17 protein-coding genes and 3 tRNA genes are annotated in these 22,229 nt (G+C 51.0%); 12 read left to right on the top strand and 8 right to left on the bottom strand.

Annotated elements, in window-relative coordinates:
- Both KSO86_RS05875 and KSO86_RS05880 read right to left on the bottom strand, forming a co-directional pair.
- Positions 1–77: transfer RNA gene (locus KSO86_RS05875), tRNA-Asp, on the bottom strand.
- Positions 78–122: 45 nt separating this feature from the next.
- Positions 123–195 (bottom strand) — tRNA-Glu (locus tag KSO86_RS05880).
- Positions 196–361: 166 nt separating this feature from the next.
- On the opposite strand from KSO86_RS05880, the gene KSO86_RS05885 reads away from it, so the two are divergent.
- The 4 genes from KSO86_RS05885 to KSO86_RS05900 are packed head-to-tail and all read left to right on the top strand — an operon-like array spanning position 362 to position 4,096.
- Positions 362–1,930: a mechanosensitive ion channel family protein gene (locus KSO86_RS05885; RefSeq protein WP_216379762.1), complete on the top strand. Its 1,569-nt coding sequence runs from the start codon at positions 362–364 to the stop codon at positions 1,928–1,930.
- A 1-nt stretch (position 1,931) separates the two neighbouring features.
- Positions 1,932–2,384, top strand: coding sequence for a peptide-methionine (R)-S-oxide reductase MsrB (msrB, locus tag KSO86_RS05890; protein WP_216379763.1), 453 nt, complete (start codon positions 1,932–1,934; stop codon positions 2,382–2,384).
- Positions 2,384–3,166 carry an endonuclease/exonuclease/phosphatase family protein gene (locus KSO86_RS05895; RefSeq protein ID WP_216379764.1) on the top strand — a complete coding sequence of 261 codons (783 nt, stop codon included), beginning with the start codon at positions 2,384–2,386 and terminating at the stop codon, positions 3,164–3,166. The genes msrB and KSO86_RS05895 overlap by 1 nt, the downstream gene beginning before the upstream one ends.
- Before the next feature lie 21 nt (positions 3,167–3,187).
- Entirely contained in the window at positions 3,188–4,096 is a 909-nt protein-coding gene (locus KSO86_RS05900; protein WP_216379765.1) for an EamA family transporter, read from the top strand.
- Between the two features lie 101 nt (positions 4,097–4,197).
- Here KSO86_RS05900 and KSO86_RS05905 read toward each other — a convergent pair.
- Positions 4,198–4,271 (bottom strand) — tRNA-Lys (locus tag KSO86_RS05905).
- 274 nt (positions 4,272–4,545) lie between these two features.
- Between KSO86_RS05905 and KSO86_RS05910 the strand changes: the two genes are divergently transcribed.
- Complete coding sequence (locus KSO86_RS05910) at positions 4,546–5,142, top strand: hypothetical protein (RefSeq protein ID WP_216379766.1); 597 nt, start codon at positions 4,546–4,548, stop codon at positions 5,140–5,142.
- A 64-nt stretch (positions 5,143–5,206) separates the two neighbouring features.
- On the opposite strand, the gene KSO86_RS05915 is transcribed toward KSO86_RS05910, so the two are convergent.
- The 4 genes from KSO86_RS05915 to KSO86_RS05930 all read right to left on the bottom strand — a co-directional run bounded on the left by KSO86_RS05915 (position 5,207) and on the right by KSO86_RS05930 (position 10,259).
- Positions 5,207–8,017: a PKD domain-containing protein gene (locus KSO86_RS05915; RefSeq protein ID WP_216431947.1), complete on the bottom strand. Its 2,811-nt coding sequence runs from the start codon at positions 8,015–8,017 to the stop codon at positions 5,207–5,209.
- 4 nt (positions 8,018–8,021) lie between these two features.
- Entirely contained in the window at positions 8,022–8,510 is a 489-nt protein-coding gene (locus KSO86_RS05920; RefSeq protein WP_216379075.1) for a hypothetical protein, read from the bottom strand.
- Between the two features lie 109 nt (positions 8,511–8,619).
- The gene (locus tag KSO86_RS05925; protein ID WP_216379076.1) at positions 8,620–9,633 is read right to left on the bottom strand and encodes an inorganic phosphate transporter; all 1,014 of its coding nucleotides are present in this window, start codon (positions 9,631–9,633) and stop codon (positions 8,620–8,622) included.
- Complete coding sequence (locus KSO86_RS05930; RefSeq protein ID WP_216379077.1) at positions 9,633–10,259, bottom strand: DUF47 domain-containing protein; 627 nt, start codon at positions 10,257–10,259, stop codon at positions 9,633–9,635. Before KSO86_RS05930 ends, KSO86_RS05925 begins: the two co-directional genes overlap by 1 nt.
- Before the next feature lie 243 nt (positions 10,260–10,502).
- Between KSO86_RS05930 and KSO86_RS05935 the strand changes: the two genes are divergently transcribed.
- From KSO86_RS05935 to trpB, 7 genes are all read left to right on the top strand, one after another.
- Positions 10,503–11,945: an alanine/glycine:cation symporter family protein gene (locus KSO86_RS05935; RefSeq protein ID WP_216379078.1), complete on the top strand. Its 1,443-nt coding sequence runs from the start codon at positions 10,503–10,505 to the stop codon at positions 11,943–11,945.
- 474 nt (positions 11,946–12,419) lie between these two features.
- Complete coding sequence (locus tag KSO86_RS05940; protein ID WP_216379079.1) at positions 12,420–13,283, top strand: hypothetical protein; 864 nt, start codon at positions 12,420–12,422, stop codon at positions 13,281–13,283.
- Between the two features lie 33 nt (positions 13,284–13,316).
- Positions 13,317–13,931, top strand: a complete 615-nt coding sequence (locus KSO86_RS05945) for a heme-binding beta-barrel domain-containing protein (protein WP_216379080.1) — start codon at positions 13,317–13,319, stop codon at positions 13,929–13,931.
- On the top strand, positions 13,928–15,025 hold the full coding sequence (ygfZ, locus tag KSO86_RS05950; RefSeq protein ID WP_216379081.1) for a CAF17-like 4Fe-4S cluster assembly/insertion protein YgfZ: 1,098 nt from the start codon (positions 13,928–13,930) through the stop codon (positions 15,023–15,025). Before KSO86_RS05945 ends, ygfZ begins: the two co-directional genes overlap by 4 nt.
- A complete protein-coding gene (dtd, locus tag KSO86_RS05955) occupies positions 15,025–15,474 on the top strand; it encodes a D-aminoacyl-tRNA deacylase (protein WP_216379082.1) in 450 nt (149 codons plus the stop codon). Before ygfZ ends, dtd begins: the two co-directional genes overlap by 1 nt.
- A 90-nt stretch (positions 15,475–15,564) precedes the next feature.
- Complete coding sequence (locus tag KSO86_RS05960; protein ID WP_216431949.1) at positions 15,565–18,147, top strand: ATP-dependent Clp protease ATP-binding subunit; 2,583 nt, start codon at positions 15,565–15,567, stop codon at positions 18,145–18,147.
- A gap of 261 nt (positions 18,148–18,408) precedes the next feature.
- Positions 18,409–19,740: a tryptophan synthase subunit beta gene (gene trpB, locus KSO86_RS05965; RefSeq protein ID WP_253281451.1), complete on the top strand. Its 1,332-nt coding sequence runs from the start codon at positions 18,409–18,411 to the stop codon at positions 19,738–19,740.
- Positions 19,741–19,908: 168 nt separating this feature from the next.
- On the opposite strand, the gene KSO86_RS05970 is transcribed toward trpB, so the two are convergent.
- Entirely contained in the window at positions 19,909–22,092 is a 2,184-nt protein-coding gene (locus tag KSO86_RS05970; RefSeq protein WP_216379085.1) for a coiled-coil domain-containing protein, read from the bottom strand.
- Positions 22,093–22,229: the final 137 nt, after the last annotated feature.

Genomic DNA, 22,229 nt, shown 5'->3' on the forward strand with positions numbered 1-22,229 from the left:
TGGCGACCCTGACGGGACTTGAACCCGCGACCTCCGCCGTGACAGGGCGGCGCGCTAACCAACTGCGCTACAGGGCCTTACGGCCGATATCTTTCGATATCTTGCTTCCTTGTGGGAAGTCGTACCCCCAACCGGATTCGAACCGGTGCTACCGCCGTGAAAGGGCGGGGTCCTAGGCCGCTAGACGATGGGGGCGAAACCCGAAGGCTTCTTGTTCCGAACGTTTCCGTTCGAGTGGAACCCCTATAGCTTAGCCAGAAGTGGCCCCATAATGCAAAACGAATCCACTGTGTTGCCTGTCACTGTTCGCTAGAAGCCAGTTTTTCGTTGGTATTAAGCGGATATAGCCTAGGCTTAGATTATGACTTCTTTGACTTTAGTTCACGACGTGATTGCGAAGATACCGCTATTCCTCCAAACAACAGACGATCCCGCCACCCCAGCTGCGGAAAAAGCCGAAGCTGTTGTGGAGGTGACGGTTGATGTGCTGAGTTTTGTTGCGGGCGCTGTAGTGGGCGCTCTCGTTGGGCTGGTAACCACGATTGTGCTGATGTCAATTAGCCATCTTTTTGCGGGGCGATATAAGTATTACACCCCGGTGCATACCACGATTCGTAAACCGCTTGGTCTGATGCTGATTGTCCTGGGAGCATGGATCGGCTTTGGAATTGTAGCTGAGCGAATCGACGAGTCGCATGTGCCACATTGGTACGGGTGGCTCAATCATGCCTTCCTTATTTTGTTCATTGTGGTGGCTGCCGGCGCAATTGTGTCGCTGACGAACGGACTGGTTAAATCCGTCTATCTACGTATGGAAGTATCGTCTGAAGAACGAGCAAGCCGTATCGAAACCCAAGTCCAAGTGATCCACCGAGTAGTTGGAGCAATTATCTGGGTGCTCGCAGTCGGCCTCATCCTGTTGACTTTTCCAGCTGCTCGCACTGCAGGAACCTCGCTACTCGCATCAGCAGGCCTCTTATCGGTTGTTGCTGGTTTAGCGGCCCAATCAGTGCTCGGCAATGTGTTTGCAGGACTCCAGCTTGCCTTCTCAGATTCAATGCGCGTGGGAGACATCGTCTATTTCAATGACCTAATGGCCACGGTTGAAGAAATAACACTGACATACGTTGTGCTAGCAGTGTGGGATGGACGGCGCATCATGGTTCCATCAACCAAAATGACGGAGGAGCCATTTGAGAATTGGACCCGGCGATCGCCAGAAATGATGGGTATGGTCGAATGGCAGGTCGACTGGGCTGTGCCGGTACAGCAGGCGCGCAAGCAGCTCGATCACCTGTTGGCTAACACTGATTTATGGGATGGTCGTACTGGTGTTCTCCAGGTTGCCGAAGCTGTTAACGGTACGATCTTATTGCGTGCCATCGTCTCTGCTCGTAATGCTGGTGCTCTCATTGATTTGCGACACTATTTACGTGAATCAATGGTTGAGTGGATCCAACATGAAGCACCGCAAGCCATTCCACATTATCGTCGCATTGTTGACGACGCTCCGAATTTTGCGGAAGCCACCGAAGCAACCGAAGCTCGCGTTGATAAGCGTCTCGGCTCGCAGCCGCCAGCTTTCACACCAGACTCGCCGACGACGACCACCGCTGCAACTACTGTGATCTCGCGGTCTGAGCTCGAAAAATTTGCGCGCACCCCACTTGCTGAGCGAGTCGGCGATGATAATTTTGAGATGAAGCCAGTAACGGACGAATTCGACGTCGTCGGCACCGACGAAGCTCCAGCAGGATACCAGTCAGCAATATTCCACGGTTCTGAAGAAGCTGAGAAACGTGCAGAGCAATATGCCGGACCTGGTGAGGACGCCTATGAAGAACGCAATAGAAAACTAGAGCAGACAGCGAATACGAAAAAAGTAGACGCTGACGATCACACTGATAGTACAACCGATGAGGAAGAATAATATGGCTTACGCAGAACAAACTCCAAAGCCCACGGAAAACATTGAATACAAGCTGGATAAGACGCCAGAAGAATGGCGAAACCTTCTCACCGATATGGAGTTCTTTGTGTTGCGTGAAGCTGGCACAGAACGTCCAGGAACCGGCGAGCTCCTACACGAAAACCGTTCCGGTATTTACCACTGCCGGGCCTGCGATGCGGAACTATTTTCTTCGGAAACGAAGTTCGATTCCCACTGCGGTTGGCCGTCATTCTATGACCCGGATGAAAAAGGGGCAGTCGTTTACATTGAGGATCGCACCTTGGCGCCGCGAATCCGAACCGAGGTCCGATGCGCTAACTGTGGTTCGCATCTAGGGCACGTTTTTAATGATTCGCCACAAACACCTACCGGTTTGCGTTACTGCATGAACTCAGTGTCTTTGCGTTTCGAGCCAGATGGTGGCGATAACTGATGAGCTTGCGCTGTGTCACACTAAATCTAGAACATGGGCGCCCCGCTTGTGACAACCACGAAGGAGCATTCACAGAAGCGGTGGCACAGCTACAGGACCTCGCACCTGATGTGATGATGGTCCAAGAAGCTGACGGTCCGTACCGTGCCCGATTCACGACCGGTCACACGGAACGAGGCGGTCAGGTGCAGATACTAGCGAAAAACCTGAATATGGCATACGCTTACGCCCCATCTGCTTTCGGTTACGGAGTGGGGATTCTCAGCAGGCTGCCTATCCGTGCAGCACGGTATTTGCGCCTGCCACCAATCGTGAAACCCATCTACCGCAAGCCAGATGAGAGCTGGAAAATACGGTGGCCCGAACCGCGAGTAGCCCTCTACGTACAACTGGACACGGGAGCTCAGCCACTCCTTGTTGGCACCACACATCTAGATATTGACCAGCAAGCAGCGCCACGCCAGCTACAGATCGTCGCCGAAGGATTTGAGCACGTTGCCACGATGTGGGGCGTTCCCGGTGGGGCTGCGTCGTCGTCGATATTGCTAAGCGGTGATATGAACCTGCGTCCCGACGCAGTGGCGGACACGCTCGCGAAGATACCGGAGGCCACCACGATTCCGCGAACTGTTCTTGCTACCGAGCTGACTTTCCCCCACACTGAACCTCGCTGGCAGATCGACCACATGCTCGGGCATCGCATAGTTGCGAAACATTCCCGTTCGTTAAGCACACTAATCTCGGACCATGCGGGCCTTATTATTGAGGTAGATCTCAACTAAAAGCATTAAAGGCAAGGTTTCATGGGCGAGAACTCAACTGAAACATGGGCGTGGGCGCCGGTTATACTGCTCACCACGGCCGCAATCCAATACACTGGCGCAACTATAGCAATCGGCCTGTTTTCCAGCGTCGCCGTAATCGCAGTGGCATGGGGGCGCGGCTTTTTCGGTTCACTTATGCTCCTTGCCTGGCGGCGGCCCCGCATATCCTTAGTAACTGCGCAAGGCCGCCGAGATTTCGGGCACAGCATGTTTTACGGGGTGTCGATTGTTTCTACAAACGTCATTTTCTATATGGCGATTGCGCGAATCCCGCTCGGCACCACGGTTGCGTTGGAATTCTTAGGCCCGGTTATTCTGGCAACGCTTTTAGGAACCGGATGGCGGGTTCGAGCTGGCATTGTGCTCGCGGCAACCGGCGTCTTCACTATCTCGTGGATCGGCGTAGACACTAGTGATCCGCAGGTGATGCATGGCTTAATACTCGCGCTCTTGGCTGGACTGTGCTGGGCGGTCTATATGTATGTGGGTCGCAAAATCGCGGTTAGCGGGAACGGGCTCGATTCGCTGGCAATCGGCATGTTTGTGGGTTCGCTCGTCTGGCTTCCGGTGGCTTTGCCGCATGTGGGGCCGATTTTTACTGACGGGCGTGTGTTAGGACTGATCATGGTTGTGTCGTTGCTGTCCTCGGTGACACCTTATGCGATGGATGCGGTAATCATGCGTCGGATAAGCGCACCCACGTTTGCATTGCTCAATTCGTTACTGCCGGCTACGTCGTTGCTTGTGGGGTTGATTATTTTACGGCAGGTTCCGACCGTTGGTGAACTATCAGGTCTTGTGTTTATTACGACGGCGGTGGCGCTGGTTAATTTTCAGCCGTTTGGGCACCGTAAAGCGCGCGCCTTGGCGCAAACGGCGAACGAGTAACCTACGTCGGTTGAGCAGTGAGACTCGGACGAATAGCTGACACTTAACAGACAATAGTAGACATGAAAATCGCCGGTACATTAAGTACCGGCGATATTTCGTAGGCCCCGTGGGACTCGAACCCACAACCTACGGATTAAAAGTCCGCAGCTCTAACCAGTTGAGCTAGAGGCCCACGCTTGAAACCAAGCGTCATTTCGATGCATTTTTGCGTCGAAACTTTTATTAGTATAGCGCTTAATTGGCTCAGAGTAAAAATCAGAATATGTGACGAAAATCAGTGTGCCGTGGGGTCTCGCCAAATTTTCTGTTTATTGGTTTTGCCTAGTGGATTTCGCAATCAGTATCTTTTTGCGATGCCACCAACAGTGTTTTGGTTATGATGGTCAGTAAACTATGGCTTGAGAAATCCTGACTGTAGCTATAGTGCTTTGAAGGAGGCCTATCCCATGAATACATCGTTTCGCCGTCCAGCTCAGTTACGTCCAGAGCAACTAGAGGTTATTGATGGTGACGTCAATATTGAAGCAAAGCTGGAATTAGCTTATGCGACTGCACATGCTCTTATCCCGTTTGATGCGGATATCGATGATGCGGTTACAGCAAGGCTCCACCAAGTAATTGCTAATGAAGGTATAGATGTAGTAGCAGAGTCATGGGTGGATACACCGGAAACGTCGTTGCCTGGTATTTTGTGGCGTGGTTACCTGCTTCGGGAATGGATTCGTCGGTTCCCTGATGACGTTCGGCAACGATTTAGCGCAGCACAAAAGGCAGGCGTTGAACATGCTGGCGTTTTAGATCCTATCGGTGTGAAAAAACTATGGGATCGAGTCTTTTCCGGCTCGTTTGATGGGGACTTTTTAGATGTTGTCCGGCAGTCTGCACGGTTTACTGACTTTATTGCTAGCGTTGAGCCACTGTGGATCTCGGACGATGATCATCCGCTTGCTACCGAGGTGACTAGGCGAAATACTGCCATGGCTCGGACTGCTCAAGAGTTCTATTTGGCGGGGGAGAAAGCATTCCATCACGGGCAAGTGTAGCTAGCAGGGGGCCGGCGAAGAATCATTCTTCGCCGGCCCCTTGGTTCTCTATCAGATGACTATTTTAGCTTTCCTTGCGAATACTAAGGGTCATACCAGAGGTAATAAGAATCATCGCGAATAGTACAACTGCGCCAACGCTCGATCCTGTTTTAGCTAGGCCAGTTCCCGTTGCTTGTGCCTCCACAACCTTTGGTGATTGTGGCAACGTGGTTGCCGGTACGAGCGGCAGTGCCGGGATTGTTTCTGTGGCTGGGGTGAGCTCTAGTGCTGGGATTGTTTCCTTGGCTGGGGTGAGTTCCATGGCTGGGATTGTTTCTTTACCTGGGGTGAGTTCCATGGCTGGGACTGTTTCTGTGGCTGGGGTGAGCTCTAGTGCTGGGATTGTTTCCTTGGCTGGGGTCAGATCCAGTGCCGGAATGATTTCGGTAGCAGTCAATGTCACTCGAACTGCCATATCCTTCATCTCTTGCGCACTTCGCTTAAACGTTGTTCCAGCAGGTACCTTCATAGTCAACATAGCGGCTACGGTGTCGCCTGCTTTTGCTTTATCAGTCGTAGCGTAGGAAAGAGTGGAATCATTCAATGATACATTCCATGACTGTGGAGTTTCAGACTCCAGTGCTAACTTGATGTCGGTTGCTTTAGGTAATACCGAATGAATGTCGAAGCTCTGAGCTTCAGCTCCCATGGTAACCTTCTTCTGAATTTCAGCAAGGTTCAAGTTATCGCAAGCATCGCCGACTCCATCGCTATCGGTGTCGAGCTGATCTTCATTCGCAACATCTGGGCAGTTGTCGATGCTTTGATCGACTAAGTCGCCATCTTCTGTCACACCAACCATGATGGTAGCGATTGCGGTTTGCTTGTCCTTATCTGTGATGGTAACCGAAACAGTATGCTCGCCTACTGTTGTAAAAGCATGCGATATCTTGTTTTCTGATGTGGTGGCATCTGGTTGTCCATCGCCGTTGAAATCCCATGCATATGACTCAATGTCGCTGTTAGGTGAGAAAGATCCATCAGCACTGAACTCGACGGCGTGACCTTGTTTTTGGGTAGGAACTTGACCGAGTTTTGCGGTAGGTGCTTCCAGAATCAGTGGACGTAAATCGCCAAGTAGCTGCATCCGACCACCAGTTCGGGTAAAGAGAGATGGGATGGGATCAGTACGGTCAGCGTCAAGGTCGATGAGGTTAAACTCGACAGTGTTAGCTGCGAATGCGCTCAGGAGCAGGCTCTGAACTTTCTCACCAAGCTTGGATGTATCCTTCAGCTCTGCATCGCCAATGACGACGACAATCTTTCGAGCTTCAGCGCGCCATTCATTCGATTCGGTTACAGCTTTAAGGGTTGTCAAGAAATCTTGTGCATTCTGGTCCGTGGTTGTGCCTAAATTGTTAAGTGAGTTAAGGACATCAGAAAGCTCGCCGAATGACGTTGTTGCAGCTGGTCCTTCAGCTGGGGCATCCACGTTGCCATCTGCTGGTGCTGGATCGGCAACTTCTGCTGGCTCAGTGCCCGCTGCGGGCTTAGTAGTCTCCGTGGACTGAGTAGCGTTCTCTTCTAGCTCGATAGCTTCTGCTGGCGCAGTAGTTTCTGAAGGCTGAGTGGCAGTGGCCTTAGGCTGGGAATCATCTGGTAGATCAGGTACAACTGATTCTACTGGAGAATTTGCTTCAGATTGTGGAACATCTGGGAGGCTGGTATCAGCCTGAGCTTCCGCATAAGGAATTGGCTCGTCGCCAACGTACGATTTTAAGCTAAAACGGGCATCTTTGTCCGCATTCGCAGAGGCATCAAAAGTTTCTGTAGCGATACGACGAATCTGCTTCTTAATTTCAGGTAGCTTTGCTTTTGTCTGCGAGGACGCTTCAACTAGGAAAGTAACGTCGATCGGGCGAGCGTAACTTTGTTGTGTGCGGGCAGAATTCGGCACTCCAATAGCCTTATAAAGAAGTTTTCCAATTTCTTCATGACCAGTGATATTCGGATGATAGAACATCATGGTGTTCTTTGACCACTCTGCTTGAGTAATGCCGTTTTTGTCAGCGCGACCATTTTCTTCGGCTAGCTCATTAAACCAGCGTTTCGGGTTGTAAGTAATTGAGCTTGGATCTGGTTCGTGGCCTTCAAAAGCAACATGAGTTGGAACGAATTTCACTTTCACATGAGAAGGAGTTTCGTTCCACTTAGCTACAAGACCAGTTTGTAGATCAACTGCCTTTTTACCAAAGGCTCGTACTTCACGTGAAGCATCGTATTTGTCACCTGATCCAAACCAGCCACTAGACAAGATAAATTCTTTGTCTAGCGATAAATACGGGTACCCAACCATGACGATTTCAGCATCTGCTGATAAGCGTTCATTTAGTTGGTTAAGAATCTCTTCCACATTTTTAAAGGTCGCATCGATCTTATCGTTAGCCGTAGAAATAGCCGCCTTACATTTGGCATATTCTCCAACAGGATATGGAACAAAGCAACCCGATATAATATTTTGGAACTCGATGTCATTACCGCCGATAGTAAACAGAACGATATCTGAATCTACTGGAACTTGGGAGATCTGTTTATCTAATACTCCTTTAGTAACCTGCCCCGATTCGGCTAGATTATGTACTGTGGTGTGGACGCCCGCAGCATTAAGCTGGTCAGCGTAAACGTGACCCCAGTTTCGCATACTCCGGTATGCTTCGGTTGGTCCATAATACAAACCAGCACCGTTACCGGCTGTGTAGGAATCTCCAATGAGAGTTAAGGTCAGATACTTTTCATCTTGGTGAGATGTGTCCGCTAATGCGGGAGAGGCAGTGAATAATGATGCTGATAGTGCAACAAAACCTGCGAATAACTTCTTCGTTACAAATTTCATGAGTCTAATAGTATGTTACAGACACTATTATTGGGAAGTTGTTCCCGATAGGTGAGATATCTTCTGGTAAAGAGATCGTTAGTCGTTTAGTCGGTCCATATGAATCTCGTTTATTTGCACACCATAAAAGTGATTCGGGGCATGAAGAATCGGCAACCCATCCGTCGTCGGTAGCGGCCTTTTGAAGGACTGCCAGCGTCTCGCCGTCGGCATCCTCGCTAACAGAATACCGAACCTCATAGGGTAGAGACTTGCCCATAAAACCAGCCGGGGGAGTTTGCCAAAAATCTATTGGCTCCAAGCCGAGCGCCGTCGGGCGCGAAATATCCTCTGCTAGCAAAGCCGACAATGCTTTCGGTGTTCCCCAGTAATTGAGACTCTGTCCCCAACGCCAAATCCCAAATCCAACGGCGGCCACAACAATCAAGGAAACTGTGACGAAAATAGTCAGACGGTTTGCAAAAAACGACGTGCTGGGTGTGGAAGTGGACATGGTTGCTCCTTCGGATAAAGCCTTACCAGTAACTATAAATGTTGGGCAGCCAAATCGGAAAGACCTGACTGCCCAACAAATGAAAGAAAGGACTAATGCTTACTACGCGTTAGATAAACAAGAAATGGAAAACCGCATAGAAAACAGCTGCCACAATCGCGGCTGCCGGCATGGTTAAGAACCATGCGCCTACAATCGACTTCGTGACTGACCAGCGAACAGCCGAAAGCCGCTTCGTTGCGCCCGCACCCATAATCGCAGACGTGATAGTGTGCGTCGTCGAAATTGGAGCGTGGTACAAGAAAGCCGTCGTGTAAAGGACCGACGACGCCACCGATTCGGCGACAAAACCCTGCGACGGATCAAGATCGATAATCTTCGAACCCAACGTTTTCATAATTCGCCAGCCGCCAGAATAGGTTCCCAACGAAATCGCAGAAGCTGCACCGAGTTTGACCCACAGTGGTACCGCATGTCCCTCATGAAATCCGCCAGCGACCAAGGCGAGAACAACAACGCCCATCGTCTTCTGCGCGTCTTGCAAGCCGTGACCCAAAGCGGTTGCTGCTGCGGAAACCGTTTGCGCATAACGGAACCGGCGCATCGTAGGACGGTAGGCGAAGTTAGCGAAGACGCGCATCACAATTGACATCAGTAGGTAAGCCAACACGAATCCCACAACGGGAGAGACGAACATCGGCAACACAACTTTTTCGCCAATAACGCTCCACTGAACTGAAATAGATGCGGCCAAGCCAGCACCCGCAAGTCCGCCGATCAATGCGTGTGACGACGACGACGGAAGCCCCAGCCACCACGTTATGAGATTCCAGGTAACTGCACCAACAAGTCCAGACAAAACAACGAATAAGGCTACGAGCTGATTCTCCACACCGCTGATGTCAACAATGCCTGAACCAATAGTTTCAGCAACACCAGTTCCTAACAAGGCGCCGACGAAATTCATAATCGCGGCCATGATTAGCGCAGTTCGCGGTGCAAGCGCACGGGTAGCTACCGAGGTAGCAATGGCATTCGCGGCATCATGGAAGCCGTTGGTGAAATCGAATGCGAACGCAATCAAGATCACCATGCCAACGATAAGGGTGGTCGAAGCGAACATCAGGACTCCTTGATCGCGATGCCCTCGATTGACACGGCTAGAGTTTCAAAACTGTCAATTGCTGCTTCGAGTGCATCAACAACGAACTTGATCTTCAAGACTTCTAAAGCGTTCGCGTCGTCGTCGGCAAAGATCTCTCGCATAAGCTTGCGATAAATCTTGTCGCCTTGGTTCTCAAGCTGGTTAATCTCCAACGCGAATTTCTTTGTATGCTCGCCCATCGACGCAATAAGCTTCATGGCGTCGTTCGTCAGAACTGCACACTTAGAAATGATGTCGATCATCTCCAGTGCTTTTTCAGGAAGCTCATTGACCCGGTACAGAACCATGTTGTCGCCAGCTTCGTCGATCAGATCAACGATATCATCAACAGTTGAAACAAGACCGTAGATATCTTCACGATCGTAAGGAAGAACAAAGCTGTGGGCAACCTTCTGCAAGACGTCATGGGTGCCGTCATCTGCGAGGTTTTCAACTTGGTGAAGTCTCTTGTTCAGATCCTTACGAGTTGAACGGTCAGCCGTACCCATCTGTGCCAAAATCTCAGCAGCAGAAACGATATGGTTGGCTTGCTTTGCGAACATTTCCAGCACGGCTTTACCCGGTGCAAATTTACTTAGACTCACAATGCCCTCAGAACACTAAGTGAACAGTTGTCGCTTTCACCTTACGTGGCGAAAGCTAAGTGCGCTTGTTAAATCATGAATTAAGTAGACGTGAGTCGCATATTTCACAAGGTCTTTTGTCTCTGGACAGCCAGCTTATATGCGCTTCTGTGGCGCAGCCGTTTCATGACTATATAGTGGACAACTGGTCTATCTAGTGCGAGAAGCCGGTAAGATGGCGTTGTTTATGACGAAAATACTCCTATGGAAAGAGGTGTAGGCGTGGCTGTTGACGACGTGATTCAGGATATGACTACCTGGCTAAGCAGTGTTAATGATTGGCTCTACACCTGGATAATGATCTGTGCTTTAGTGGGGACCGGCTTGTATCTCACGGTTCGAACTCGAGCAGTCCAGCTCCGGCATTTCACAGGGATGGCACGCAACCTCGTGCATTCACGTAGTGGTGCGCGGGGTGGGATTTCATCTTTCCAAGCATTTGCAATGGGGATGTCTACCCGCATCGGAATTGGAAACATTACCGGTATAGCTTTGGCAATGATCCTGGGTGGTCCCGGTTCGCTCTTCTGGATGTGGATAGTTGCACTCGTAGGCATGGCCACTGCTTTTTCGGAGGCGACCTTGGCGCAGATCTTCAAATTTCGCCATAACGATGGGTCTTTTCGAGGCGGTCCGGCCTCCTATATTATGGACGGCTTGAAATCGCGCAAGCTAGCAGTTGTTTTTGCCTCTGCCATGGTCTTTTGTATGTTCGTTGCGATGCCAATGGTTCAGGCGAACACAATTTCGCATGTTATCTCAAGTGCTCACGGCGTCGAGCCTTGGGTTATTGGGCTGATTATTTCTGGGCTAACCGCACTCGTGCTTTTTGGCGGCGTGCGCCGGGTAGCACAGGCGACCGAGATTATTGCGCCGTTGATGGCACTGTTCTACTTAGTGGTAGCTCTTATTATTATTTGCTTAAACATCGGTGCAATCCCGCAGTTCTTTGCCGATATTTTCGCGTCGGCTTTTGGGTTGCGGGAAACTTTCGTGGGGACGGGGTCGGCCTTCGTAGCGGCGTTGCTGAACGGGACGCGCCGTGGTTTGTTCTCTAATGAGGCAGGCATGGGGACATCTCCGAATGCTGCCGCGACAGCAACGGTAGATCATCCGGTTCAGCAAGGTTTAATTCAAGCGTTCGGGGTATTTCTGGACACAGTTGTTATCTGCACTGCAACCGGGTTTATTGTATCTACCACCGGAGCGCTCGATTACTCATCCGTCACTGCCGAAGATGCTGCGCATATCACCACCGATGCAATCACCGCTACCCTGGGGTCGTGGATGGCGTGGCCGGTGTCAATCATGATTTTCTTCTTCGGATTCTCCTCAATCTTGGGTGCCTATGCGTATGGTGAGGCTAATCTGGTCTTTTTGAAAAAATCGCGACCACTTGAGTTGATTTCCCGTGCAGTGTTGGTGGTTTTCAGCTTCATCGGTTCAATCATGGCCTTAACGTTCGTATGGACAGTTATGGACACCGCAATGTTTGTGGTGACGTTACTGAACCTTGTTGCGATCTGGGCGTTGGCACCCTGGATTGTGGCGTTGCTTCGGGACTATGAGCGCCAGGGGAGGTCTCCGGCGGTATTCCGGGCTGATCAGGCTGAAATACCGGGCGAATTGCCGTCCGATGTTTGGTGAACTCTCTCTGCTACGTATAAAATCTCGAAATCCAGCACGGTAGAGGCCTATAGAGTACTACCGTTTCGCTGGACGAGATTTTGTGCGTACTGCCGGGTGAGGCAGCCGGGCCAGGGTTACTGGGTGGAGCCGCCGGGTGGGCAGCCAGGGCCGGGCAACGCAACAGGGGTCGCAACCTTTCGCCGCGACCCCTGCCGAAGTCAAGGACACCGGATCCGAGAGCGCCTGTCGGCGCGAAGGCCGCTCGTAGCGGCAAATATTTGGAGCCCGGGGCTTTCACGACCCGGTGTCTTGTCTAAAACTATAGTGGTGCCTGCCTTGGTTTGTCACCCCAAAATAGGTGCACACTTTCCATTTCTACTGCACACTGTTGCAGGGTCGCTTAGGTGATGCATGACGGGTTTAGCGGATTCACTATCTTGTGTTTCGTCCCATCTTTCCCAATAATTTGCCAGTTGTGAAACAATGTAATTTGTGAATACAACGGAACCACAATCAACCCTTGATGAAGTGTCTGCGTCGGTGCCGGTTCAGTCTGTGCCTGCGTCACCGCAACTTGCCTCACTGCAACTTGCCTCGCCGCAACCTGCCTCGGCCCAGTCGCCATCAGATCAGCTTTTAACCGCAGCCTGGGCAAAGCGAGCTGGCTATGCGCGCGCATTGATCGGGATTTATGCCGCAACTTCATTGGCAGTTGGAGCTGTGTTTGGCCCGTATGCTATTGCGGCTGCGGTAGCAATCATGAGCGCGATTTTTATCGCAGGCTGGCCGAGCTTGCTCGATTTGCCGGCCCATGCAATCCCGCGCACAATGCTGACGTTGTTGGCTATCGCACTGATTGTGACGGGCCTTTTTGGGACTGTTGCACATTCGGCTATTGTCGGGGCGGCGAGTGTTATTGCTGCGTTCATTGCGGAAATGTTCCGCACCGATGGGCGACCGCGTTTGATCGAGCAGCTCTCGGGCGGTTTTGCTGGCGCGGTTGTGTTGATGTCGGGCTCGCTATGGATCCATGCAATGCGGTTAAGTCACGGTAAAAATGTTGTCATTGTGACTGCCATGGCGATAGCGATTGTGGCAGTTATGCATGCGTTTGATTCAGTGGCGGCGCGGATTGCTGGTTTTGTTAACGGTATTGCTTTTGCGATTGGTTTTGGCTATTTGACTCAGCTGTGGGTTGAATCGTCGGTGTTGATCGGGGTATTCACGGCGAGTGCTTATTTGCTGACTGCACGCGGAGTATTGGAGATGCCACGCCCGTCGCCAGCGATTAATGGGGCGGCTCGGGCGATGATTCCGCCATTGCTGGTGGGCGTTGTTGCGTTGATTGCCGGCTAGGCAGTAACTGCGATAGTCGTTTAGCCTTAGAGTATGGCTATTCGACTTCCTGAAAATTTAGTTCCTGAAAATACTGCTCTCGCGTGGATGATTGATTCGTGGGTCGGCGGCGGCATTCTTGAGTATGAGAATGTGGAGCCGGCGGCCTATCTTCACGAGGTGCGTTTTGATGCGTCCGACGGTGGCCCGTACTTGAAGGTCACGTCGAAGGTGTGGCTGGCGAATGAGCCGGCTGGTGTTGTAGATAAAGAGCTTTCTGGGCAGACTACGTACAATCAGCTGACTAAGCGTGAGTTGTGGATGCAACATACTGGTTTTATCCGTGTTAATCCAGAGGCTGATAAGCGCAAGGATGGCTCGGTGGAGCTGGAGGCAATGTTGGCTTCTCCGGTTGGTGTGTCACATGCGTGGGTTGGTTTGATTAATGGTCCGCGGTTGCAGATGGTGACGGATTCGGTGATGCGTTCTGGTTCGGGGGCGCAGATTGATGGCGTTAAGTTGATGGCGGGTTCGGTTGCTTCGGATCTGTTCTACGCGATCGATATGGCTGCCTTTGGTGCTGAAATGCGCTCGTATATGGCGGGCCGGCTGTCGCGAACTTTCGATGAGTCGGTTGATCCAGCTGGTGATGATGAGGCGTGCGCGTGAGTATTGACGACGACGCTGTGGTTCCGTCTCATTACGGCAACCCGTTTATGGAGGAGTCACGGTTGCGTTCAGGGGATGCTTTCACATTGCTGGATTGGGATGTGATTGCGGTTTCTGGTGCTGACCGGGCTAAGCTACTCCATCTGATTTCGTCGCAAAACTTTGAGGTTTTGGCTGCTGGTGATTCGTCGGAGATGCTGGTGCTTGACGCGCAGGGTCACATTGCCCATGCGGCTGGCGTGGTTGTGGCCGCGGAGCAGGTGTGGTTGTTGACGGAGCATGGGCGTGGTGCTGCGTTGGCTGAGCATATTCAACGGATGACGTTCATGATGCGGGTGGAGACTTCGGTTGTGGACGGTACCACGATTGGTTTGTTCACCGAGGTGTTGCCGGCCGAGCTTCGTGATCGGGCAGTGGCGGTCTGGAATGATCCGTGGCCGCTCACGGCAGTAGGTGGAGCTCACTATGGGGTTGCCGACGCCGATCATCCGGCTTTCGGGAGTCGGCGTTGCGTCGTCGTCGTTCCGCGTAGCGAAACTGAGCGTGCGATCGAAACGTTACGGGAAGCGGGGCTTTCTGCGGCGGGTTTGAGCGCGTGGGAGGCGGCGCGAGTGGCGGATTGGCGTTCGGCGCTGTCGCACGAGGCTGCTTATTCGACGTTGCCGCACGAGGTTGATTGGTTGCGTACTGCAGTGCATTTGGCGAAGGGCTGCTATCCGGGGCAGGAGACGGTGGCGAAGCTGGTGAATCTGGGTAAGCCGCCGCGTCGGTTGACGTTCTTGTATCTTGAAGTGGAAGAAGATTTACCGGCCGTTGGTAGCGAGGTGACGCTGGATGGTAAGCCGGTTGGGGTGTTGACGTCGGTGGCGCGTTCGGTTGAAGATGGTCCGATCGGGTTGGCATTGCTGAAACGGCAGGTTCCGGTTTCGGCTGTTGTTCAGGTCGGGGATGCGGTTGCTTCGCAGGTGGAGATTGTGGGGCGTGCCGGGAAGTCGTCGGCGTCGCCACAGCAGCGTCCGGGAACGGGGCTGAATTCTCGCCGGTTGGGCGGTCCAGCGCCAACGATGCAGGCGAAGTCGCTGGGAGGAAAATAGTGCGAGCTGTTATTCAGCGGGTAAAGCATGCGAGTGTGACGGTTGAGGGCCGAATTGTGGGCCAGATCGGTACCGGCTTGGCGGTGTTGGTTGGTATCACTCACGACGACGGATCTGCCCAGGTAGCGAAGCTTGCAAAGAAAATTGCGCAGCTGAAAATTATGCGGGATCTTGAGGGGTCGGATGATCCGAAGAATCGGGTGAGCGTGGCGGATGCGGGCGGCAGTGTTTTGTTGGTGTCGCAGTTTACGTTGTATGCGGATGCGCGTAAGGGGACGAAACCGTCGTGGTCGCATGCGGCGCCGGGGCCGGTTGCTCAACCTTTATTTGATCAGCTGGTGGAGGCCGTGGGTAAATATGGACTTGACGTGCAAACCGGGGAATTTGGGGCGATGATGGACGTTGAGCTTCTCAACGATGGCCCATTCACCATAATTCTCGATATTTAACTGTCAAGCCTGTGGCGAACGCGTTACCCTAAAATGGGTTTTTGTCGCTAAGGTAGGTGGCAGTTACATGATTTTGAAGGAGAAACCACATTGTTTGAACGGTTCACTGACCGCGCACGCCGAGTAATCGTGCTAGCGCAAGAGGAAGCACGCAACCTCAAGCATAACTATCTTGGCACCGAACATATTCTGCTGGGTCTGATTAAAGAAGGCGAAGGCGTAGCAGCTAAAGCGCTCGAAGCACTAGATGTTTCTTTCGATGCTGTCCGTGATCAGGTTGTAGAAATTATTGGTGAAGGGCAAGAACAGCCTTCTGGCCATATTCCGTTCACGCCTCGGGCTAAGAAAGTTCTTGAGTACGCGATGCGTGAGGGCCTGCAATTGGGTCACTCGTATATTGGTACTGAGCACCTCTTGCTGGGCTTGTGCCGAGAGCAAGAAGGCGTAGCAGCCCAAGTTTTAGTTAAGCTCGATGCAGATTTGCCTAAGGTTCGCCAGCAAGTTACTCAGCTGTTGAGCGGGTATCAAGGAGGTAAAGAAGCTGTTGGTGTTGGTGGCGGTGGCCCGCGCGAAGGTGTCAAGGCTGGTTCTACTATTTTGGATCAGTTTGGTCGTAACCTCACTCAGTCTGCTCGGGATAACAAACTGGATCCGGTCATTGGCCGGCACACTGAGACTCAGCGCGTGATGCAGGTGCTTTCGCGCCGAAACAAGAACAATCCGGTTCTGATCGGTGAACCTGGTGTGGGTAAAACTGCCGTTGTTGAGGGTTTGGCTCAGGCTATTGCACATGGCGATGTGCCGGAGACTTTGAAGGATAAGCAGCTCTATTCGTTGGATATGGGTTCGCTTGTTGCCGGTTCGCGTTACCGTGGTGATTTCGAAGAGCGGATGAAGAAGATCTTGAAAGAGATCAACACCCGTGGCGATATTGTCTTGTTCATTGATGAGATTCATACGCTTGTTGGCGCTGGCGCAGCAGAAGGTGCGCTGGACGCAGCGTCGTTGCTGAAGCCGATGATGGCTCGCGGTGAATTGCAGGTTATCGGTGCTACCACGCTTGATGAGTACCGTAAGCATATTGAGAAGGATGCGGCGCTTGAGCGGCGTTTCCAGCCGATTCAGGTGGAGCAGCCGTCAGTGAAGGAAACGATTGCGATTCTGGAAGGTTTGCGCGATCGCTATGAGGCTTTCCATCGTGTGACGATTACTGATGAGGCGTTGGAAGCTGCGGCAACGATGGCAGATCGTTATATTAACGATCGTTTCTTGCCAGATAAGGCTATTGATCTTATCGATGAGGCAGGTGCTCGGTTGGCGATTCGGAAGATGACTGCGCCACCGGAGTTGCGGGAACTTGATGAAGAAATTACTGAAGTTAAGCGCCAAAAGGAAGCTGCTATTGATGGGCAGGATTTCGAGAAGGCAGCGGCTTTGCGTGATCAGGAGCAGCAGCTGACGCAGAAGCGCGAAGAGCGAGACAAGGCTTGGCGTGAAGGTGATCTTGACGTTGTTGCGGTAGTTGATGAGGATCTGATTTCCGAGGTTCTGTCGATGGCTACTGGTATCCCGGTCTTTAAGCTGACCGAAGCTGAATCGGCGAAGCTACTTCGTATGGAAGATGAGCTTCATAAGCGTGTGATTGGTCAGGATCAGGCTGTTAAGGCACTGTCGCAAGCTATTCGCCGTACTCGTGCGGGGTTGAAGGATCCGAACCGTCCGGGTGGATCGTTCATTTTTGCTGGACCGACTGGTGTTGGTAAGACTGAGCTTGCGAAGGCGTTGGCAGAGTTCTTGTTCGGTGATGAAGAAGCTCTTATTACGCTGGACATGTCTGAGTTCCAGGAAAAGCATACGGTTTCACGATTGTTTGGTGCTCCTCCGGGATATGTTGGATATGACGAAGGTGGCCAGCTGACTGAGAAGGTTCGCCGTAAGCCGTTCTCGGTTGTGTTGTTTGATGAGGTGGAGAAGGCCCATCAGGATTTGTTCAATTCGTTGTTGCAGATTCTTGAAGAAGGTCGCTTGACTGATTCACAGGGCCGAGTGGTTGATTTCAAGAACACCGTGATTATTATGACTACCAATCTTGGTACGAAGGATATTGCTCGCGGTGTTGCTACCGGATTCCAGATCGATGGTGACCAGACAACGTCTTATGAGCGGATGAAGCTTCGTGTTAATGACGAGTTGAAGAACCACTTCCGTCCGGAGTTCTTGAACCGTGTTGATGACATTATCGTCTTCCCGCAGTTGCAGAAGCCGGAGATCTTGCAGATTGTGGATCTGATGATCGGCAAGCTCGATGTCCGATTGGCTGATCAGGGCATGAGCATTGTGTTGACGCAGAAGGCTAAGGATCTGCTTGCTGAACGCGGATATGATCCGGTTCTGGGCGCTCGTCCGTTACGCCGTGCAATTCAGCGCGATATTGAAGATGAGCTGTCTGAGAAGCTGCTGTTTGGTGAGTTCTCGAGTGGTCAAACGATCGTGGTTGATGTGAATGAGGAAAATATTCCAATGTCGTTCACTTTTACCGGTCAAGATTCTGACTATCGACTACCGGAAGGTGTCAAACCGGCAGCCGAAGCTGAGCAGATTAACGGACTTGCTCAGCCGGCCTCGTTAGGGCCGGATAGTGACCAACCGGAACAGCCTGTTACCGAGAACTAAACTCGACATTTAGGGGGAGCTACCGAAATGGTAGCTCCCCCTAAACTTAGAGCTACTTAAGTTGCATTCTAGATTATCTCTTCGTATGCTCTAACCATGATCACATTGAATCGAAACTGGTGGTGGCTCGCGTAGGCGGGCCGTTTAGTGACGATTCTTTCCGGTTCGCTCATACTTCCTTGAAGTAGCGGACCGGTTTTTGTTTCTGAGTAGGCTGCCTCAAGAAGTGTTCTGCTACATACTTCGATGAAAGGCATACTCATGACTCGTTCTACTCTTCTCAATGCTTACTTTGGTCAGTTCGGTGGCCAGTATGTGCCGGACAAGCTTCTGCCGGTGCTAGACCAGCTAGAAGCCGCGTATGTTGAGGCGCTTGCAGATCCGGAATTTTTCCGTGAACTTAATGATCTGCGCGCTAACTTCCTCGGCCGGCCTACCCCGATCACTGAGTGCGCAAACCTGCCGTTTATGCAGCCGGAGAGCCGTCGTCGGGTCCGAATCTTCCTCAAACGCGAAGACCTTGTTCACGGCGGTGCGCATAAAGGAAACCAGGTACTGGCTCAAGCGCTGATCGCGAAGCGGCTCGGCAAAACTCGCCTGATTGCGGAAACCGGTGCTGGTCAGCATGGTACTGCTACTGCGATGGTGGCGGCGTTGATGGGAATGGACTGCACGATTTATATGGGTGCGAAAGACGTGGCGCGTCAGCAACCGAACGTGTTGCGGATGCGTATGATGGGGGCTACGGTAGTCCCGGTTAATGCTGGGGAAAGTTCGATGTCGCAAGCGATTGATGTCGCCCTAGATGATTGGGTAGAAAACCTCGAAACAACACATTATCTTCTTGGCTCTGCGTGTGGTCCGCATCCGTTCCCGACGTTGGTCAAAGAGTTCCAGGCAGTTATTTCGCGAGAATCGCGTCAGCAAATGTTAGATCGTATTGGGCGGTTGCCAGACATCGTGGTCGCCTCCGTAGGCGGCGGGTCGAATGCGATCGGCGCGTTTGCTGATTATATTACCGACAAGCCCGGCAACGATCAGGTGCGTTTAATCGGTGTGGAGCCGGCGGGCGAAGGCCTGGATTCGGGCAAGCATGGTGCACCGCTTGAGCGTGGAAAAATCGGGTTGCTCCACGGCAGCAAATCATACGTGCTACTGGGCGAATCCGGTGAGGTTAATGAGTCCTATTCGGTTTCGGCTGGCTTGGATTATCCAGGCGTTGGACTGGAGCACGCTTATTTAATGGAAAGTGGCCGAGCACAATACGTGGGCATCACGGATGCTGAAGCCCTCCAGGCATTTCGATTGCTTTCCCGGTACGAAGGAATAATCCCAGCTCTCGAATCGGCTCACGCGGTTGCGTATGCGTTGAAGATAGCCCAGTCAGCTTCGGCAAATGTTTCCGACGACGATTCCGAACTAGCAATCCTCGTCAATCTTTCTGGCCGAGGCGATAAAGACGTAGCCTATGTGCACAATATTCTGGGGGATTTAATATACGAAGATCCGTGTATCTCGCCGGTGACTGATCCGGCTGTCGCGGAAGTGTTAGCTCAGATGACGGCCGAATCGAACCGTCACGAAAGACTGTGAAATTACAGTCGCGAGTGCAACGATGGATATGATCCTAATAATGTAAAGCTGAAGGGCTTGACGTCGACAATATCGGAGTCAAGCCCTTCAGCTGTTAATACACTAGAATCAGCTCGTTCCGACTTTCACAGACGAAACTGTTCTATATGATGTATGTGATTATGTGGATTATTTTGCATCTCGACGGCGACGCTGAGTAGCTAGAGCCAGCGTTCCCAGGCCTGCTAATGTTGCGCTTGCGAATAGAGCTTCTTGAGCGGAGAGTCCTGTGTGTGCAAGACCGTTATTTTGTTGTTTGTGCTTACCCATCTGTGAAACAGATTGAGGAGCTACCGGGGATTCAGGTGTATTGTTCGTGTGAGGTTGGTCTGCTTTAGGGGTGCATGAATTCTTCTGCGTCTTTGCGGCTTCCTTTACCAGCATATTTGCCGTATTTAGATCTAAGGTTGCCTTTGCTAGTTCCTCACTTGAATCCTTTACCTTTTTAAGAAGCGATTCAGTATCAGCAATCTTTTTGCTCAGTTCTTCGTGTCGAGTTTCGGATAGCTTTAGATCTTTGTCCAACAAAGCTACTTCATGAGTAAGCATATCGAGCTTTGCTTGGAGTCCATTTCGCTTGTTTTCTAGCTGAGTGAGCTTTTGAGATTGCTCATCAAGCATTTGTTGCGCAGCCTTAATATTGGCTTCCACCTGGGTAAGTGCTTGTTGGGCTTCCTCGGCATTTTTGGTCGCTGCGGCATGATCCTTCTTAGCTTTCGCTAAGGTATCGTTAGCAGCTGTTAAAGTGTCCTCGGCCTTACGAAGCTCTGAATCGTCAACCTGTTTTTGGGCCTCATTTAGCTTCTTCTCAAGTGCCATCTTTTTTTGTGTGGCTAGTGTGAGGGCCTGTTCAGTCTTGATGAGCTCAGCTTCGGCTGTGGCTTGCTGCTTTTGTAAATCTGCAAGACGACGCTGTGAATCCTGAATGTCGCGGTTGCGTGTGGTCTGGTCAGTAAGAAGCTTAGCTTGCTTGTCCTGCAAATCTTTGATTTTCTTATCAGTTACATTTAGCTTATTGTCAAGCTCTCCAAGAGTTAGCTCGAAAGCGACATTTTGGGAGGACAAGTTTGCAATTTGCTTAGTTAGCTTGTCATTTTCGGCTAACTTTGCTTGTATTTCAGCTTTTTCTTTATCGAGAAGCTTAACTTTTTCTGTAAATTTATCAACTTCAGCTTTGGCTTTCTCGTAATCTACTCGTGCTACGTCTAGGTTATTCTGAGCGCTCTGTTTTTCCCGGTTTAGAGCATCTACTTTTTCAGGATTCGTTTTAATTTGTTCTTCAATTTGTTTTAAATCATTTTCGTATTTATCAACCCAGGCCTTTTCTTCATTTAATTTTTTTAAATGAAGATCAAGCGAAGTGCGAGCTGCATTATTCTGATTCTCATAAAGCTTATTCTCGGGTTTGCTCTGTTTAATAGTTTGTTGCTTTTCTAGAACCTTTGCTATTTCTTCGCCAAGTTCAGACGTCTTTTTCTTTAGGGCAGTAATCTGATCATTAATCTTTGTTCGATCTTTGAACGACTGTTGTATTTTGTCGAAAGTACTACCGATTTCTTTAGCGGCAGTCTCTTTATCGTTCTTGAGTTGGATGAGCTTGTTTTCCTCGTTACGTGAAGCTTCCTCTGCTGCCGTCTGCAGCGCTTTGGCTTTATCTGTTGCATCTTTAGCAACGTTTTCTTGAGCTTTCGCTTCGTCTACTTTCTTAGTAAGATCGCTGATTTCCTTCTGCGCATTCGAAAGTTCTAGCTCGTACTTTTCACGTGCCCCCTTGGCGGTGTTCTCGGCTTGTGCCACCTTTTGCGCCGCTGTGTCATTATCAGACTTCTTTGTAGTAACATCTGCAATTGCTGCATCAGCGACCTTCTTCGCATTGTCGCGCTGTGCGGTAGCCTCAGCAAGTGCCTTCTTTACTTCGGCGATCTTAGCTGTTGTGCCAGCCAATTGGGTTTTAATATCAGTAATTTGAGCTTTGACAGATTCAATGGTCTGAGTAGTAGCAGTAATTTTTTCTGTGAGCGCTTTAGCGGTGGCAGTCTCTTTATTGGAATCTTGTGCCAGCTTAGCGAGCGCTTCTTGCAACGCAACGCGCTGAGACTTTTCCTCGGCTACTTTCTTTTCTAACTCAGCTTTGAGCTGAGTTAATCGTTCAATCTTTTTATTCTCTTCAGAAAGGGTAATCCGCGCTTGCTCGCACTTTTTGTCGATTTGCGCATCCGAAGTTGCCGAAGCTATTCCAGTCGTAGAGGTGATACTTAGGCCCGCGATAGCAAGCGCGAGGGCTGAGCGAGAAGAAAAATTCATAATAGTCATGTTGAGAAAATAACCAACAATAAGTTGACGAATCAAACTCAAAACGTAAATTCCCTGAGATGGAGATAAGGGTAACAGAGCTCGTGTGATTTTCCTTGTATACGAACAAGACTATTCAGGCCTTCACGGGTTCCACT

This window comes from Arcanobacterium phocae, from assembly GCF_018913465.1.
GTDB classification, from domain to species: domain Bacteria; phylum Actinomycetota; class Actinomycetes; order Actinomycetales; family Actinomycetaceae; genus Arcanobacterium; species Arcanobacterium phocae_A.

Bases quoted from the DNA above. Each gene is read 5' to 3' on its own strand.
- KSO86_RS05885 (WP_216379762.1), top strand. From the start codon at position 362: ATGACTTCTTTGACTTTAGTTCACGACGTGATTGCGAAGATACCGCTA.
- msrB (WP_216379763.1), top strand. From the start codon at position 1,932: ATGGCTTACGCAGAACAAACTCCAAAGCCCACGGAAAACATTGAATAC.
- KSO86_RS05895 (WP_216379764.1), top strand. From the start codon at position 2,384: ATGAGCTTGCGCTGTGTCACACTAAATCTAGAACATGGGCGCCCCGCT.
- KSO86_RS05900 (WP_216379765.1), top strand. From the start codon at position 3,188: ATGGGCGAGAACTCAACTGAAACATGGGCGTGGGCGCCGGTTATACTG.
- KSO86_RS05910 (WP_216379766.1), top strand. From the start codon at position 4,546: ATGAATACATCGTTTCGCCGTCCAGCTCAGTTACGTCCAGAGCAACTA.
- KSO86_RS05915 (WP_216431947.1), bottom strand. From the start codon at position 8,017: ATGAAATTTGTAACGAAGAAGTTATTCGCAGGTTTTGTTGCACTATCA.
- KSO86_RS05920 (WP_216379075.1), bottom strand. From the start codon at position 8,510: ATGTCCACTTCCACACCCAGCACGTCGTTTTTTGCAAACCGTCTGACT.
- KSO86_RS05925 (WP_216379076.1), bottom strand. From the start codon at position 9,633: ATGTTCGCTTCGACCACCCTTATCGTTGGCATGGTGATCTTGATTGCG.
- KSO86_RS05935 (WP_216379078.1), top strand. From the start codon at position 10,503: ATGGAAAGAGGTGTAGGCGTGGCTGTTGACGACGTGATTCAGGATATG.
- KSO86_RS05945 (WP_216379080.1), top strand. From the start codon at position 13,317: ATGGCTATTCGACTTCCTGAAAATTTAGTTCCTGAAAATACTGCTCTC.
- trpB (WP_253281451.1), top strand. From the start codon at position 18,409: ATGACTCGTTCTACTCTTCTCAATGCTTACTTTGGTCAGTTCGGTGGC.
- KSO86_RS05970 (WP_216379085.1), bottom strand. From the start codon at position 22,092: ATGACTATTATGAATTTTTCTTCTCGCTCAGCCCTCGCGCTTGCTATC.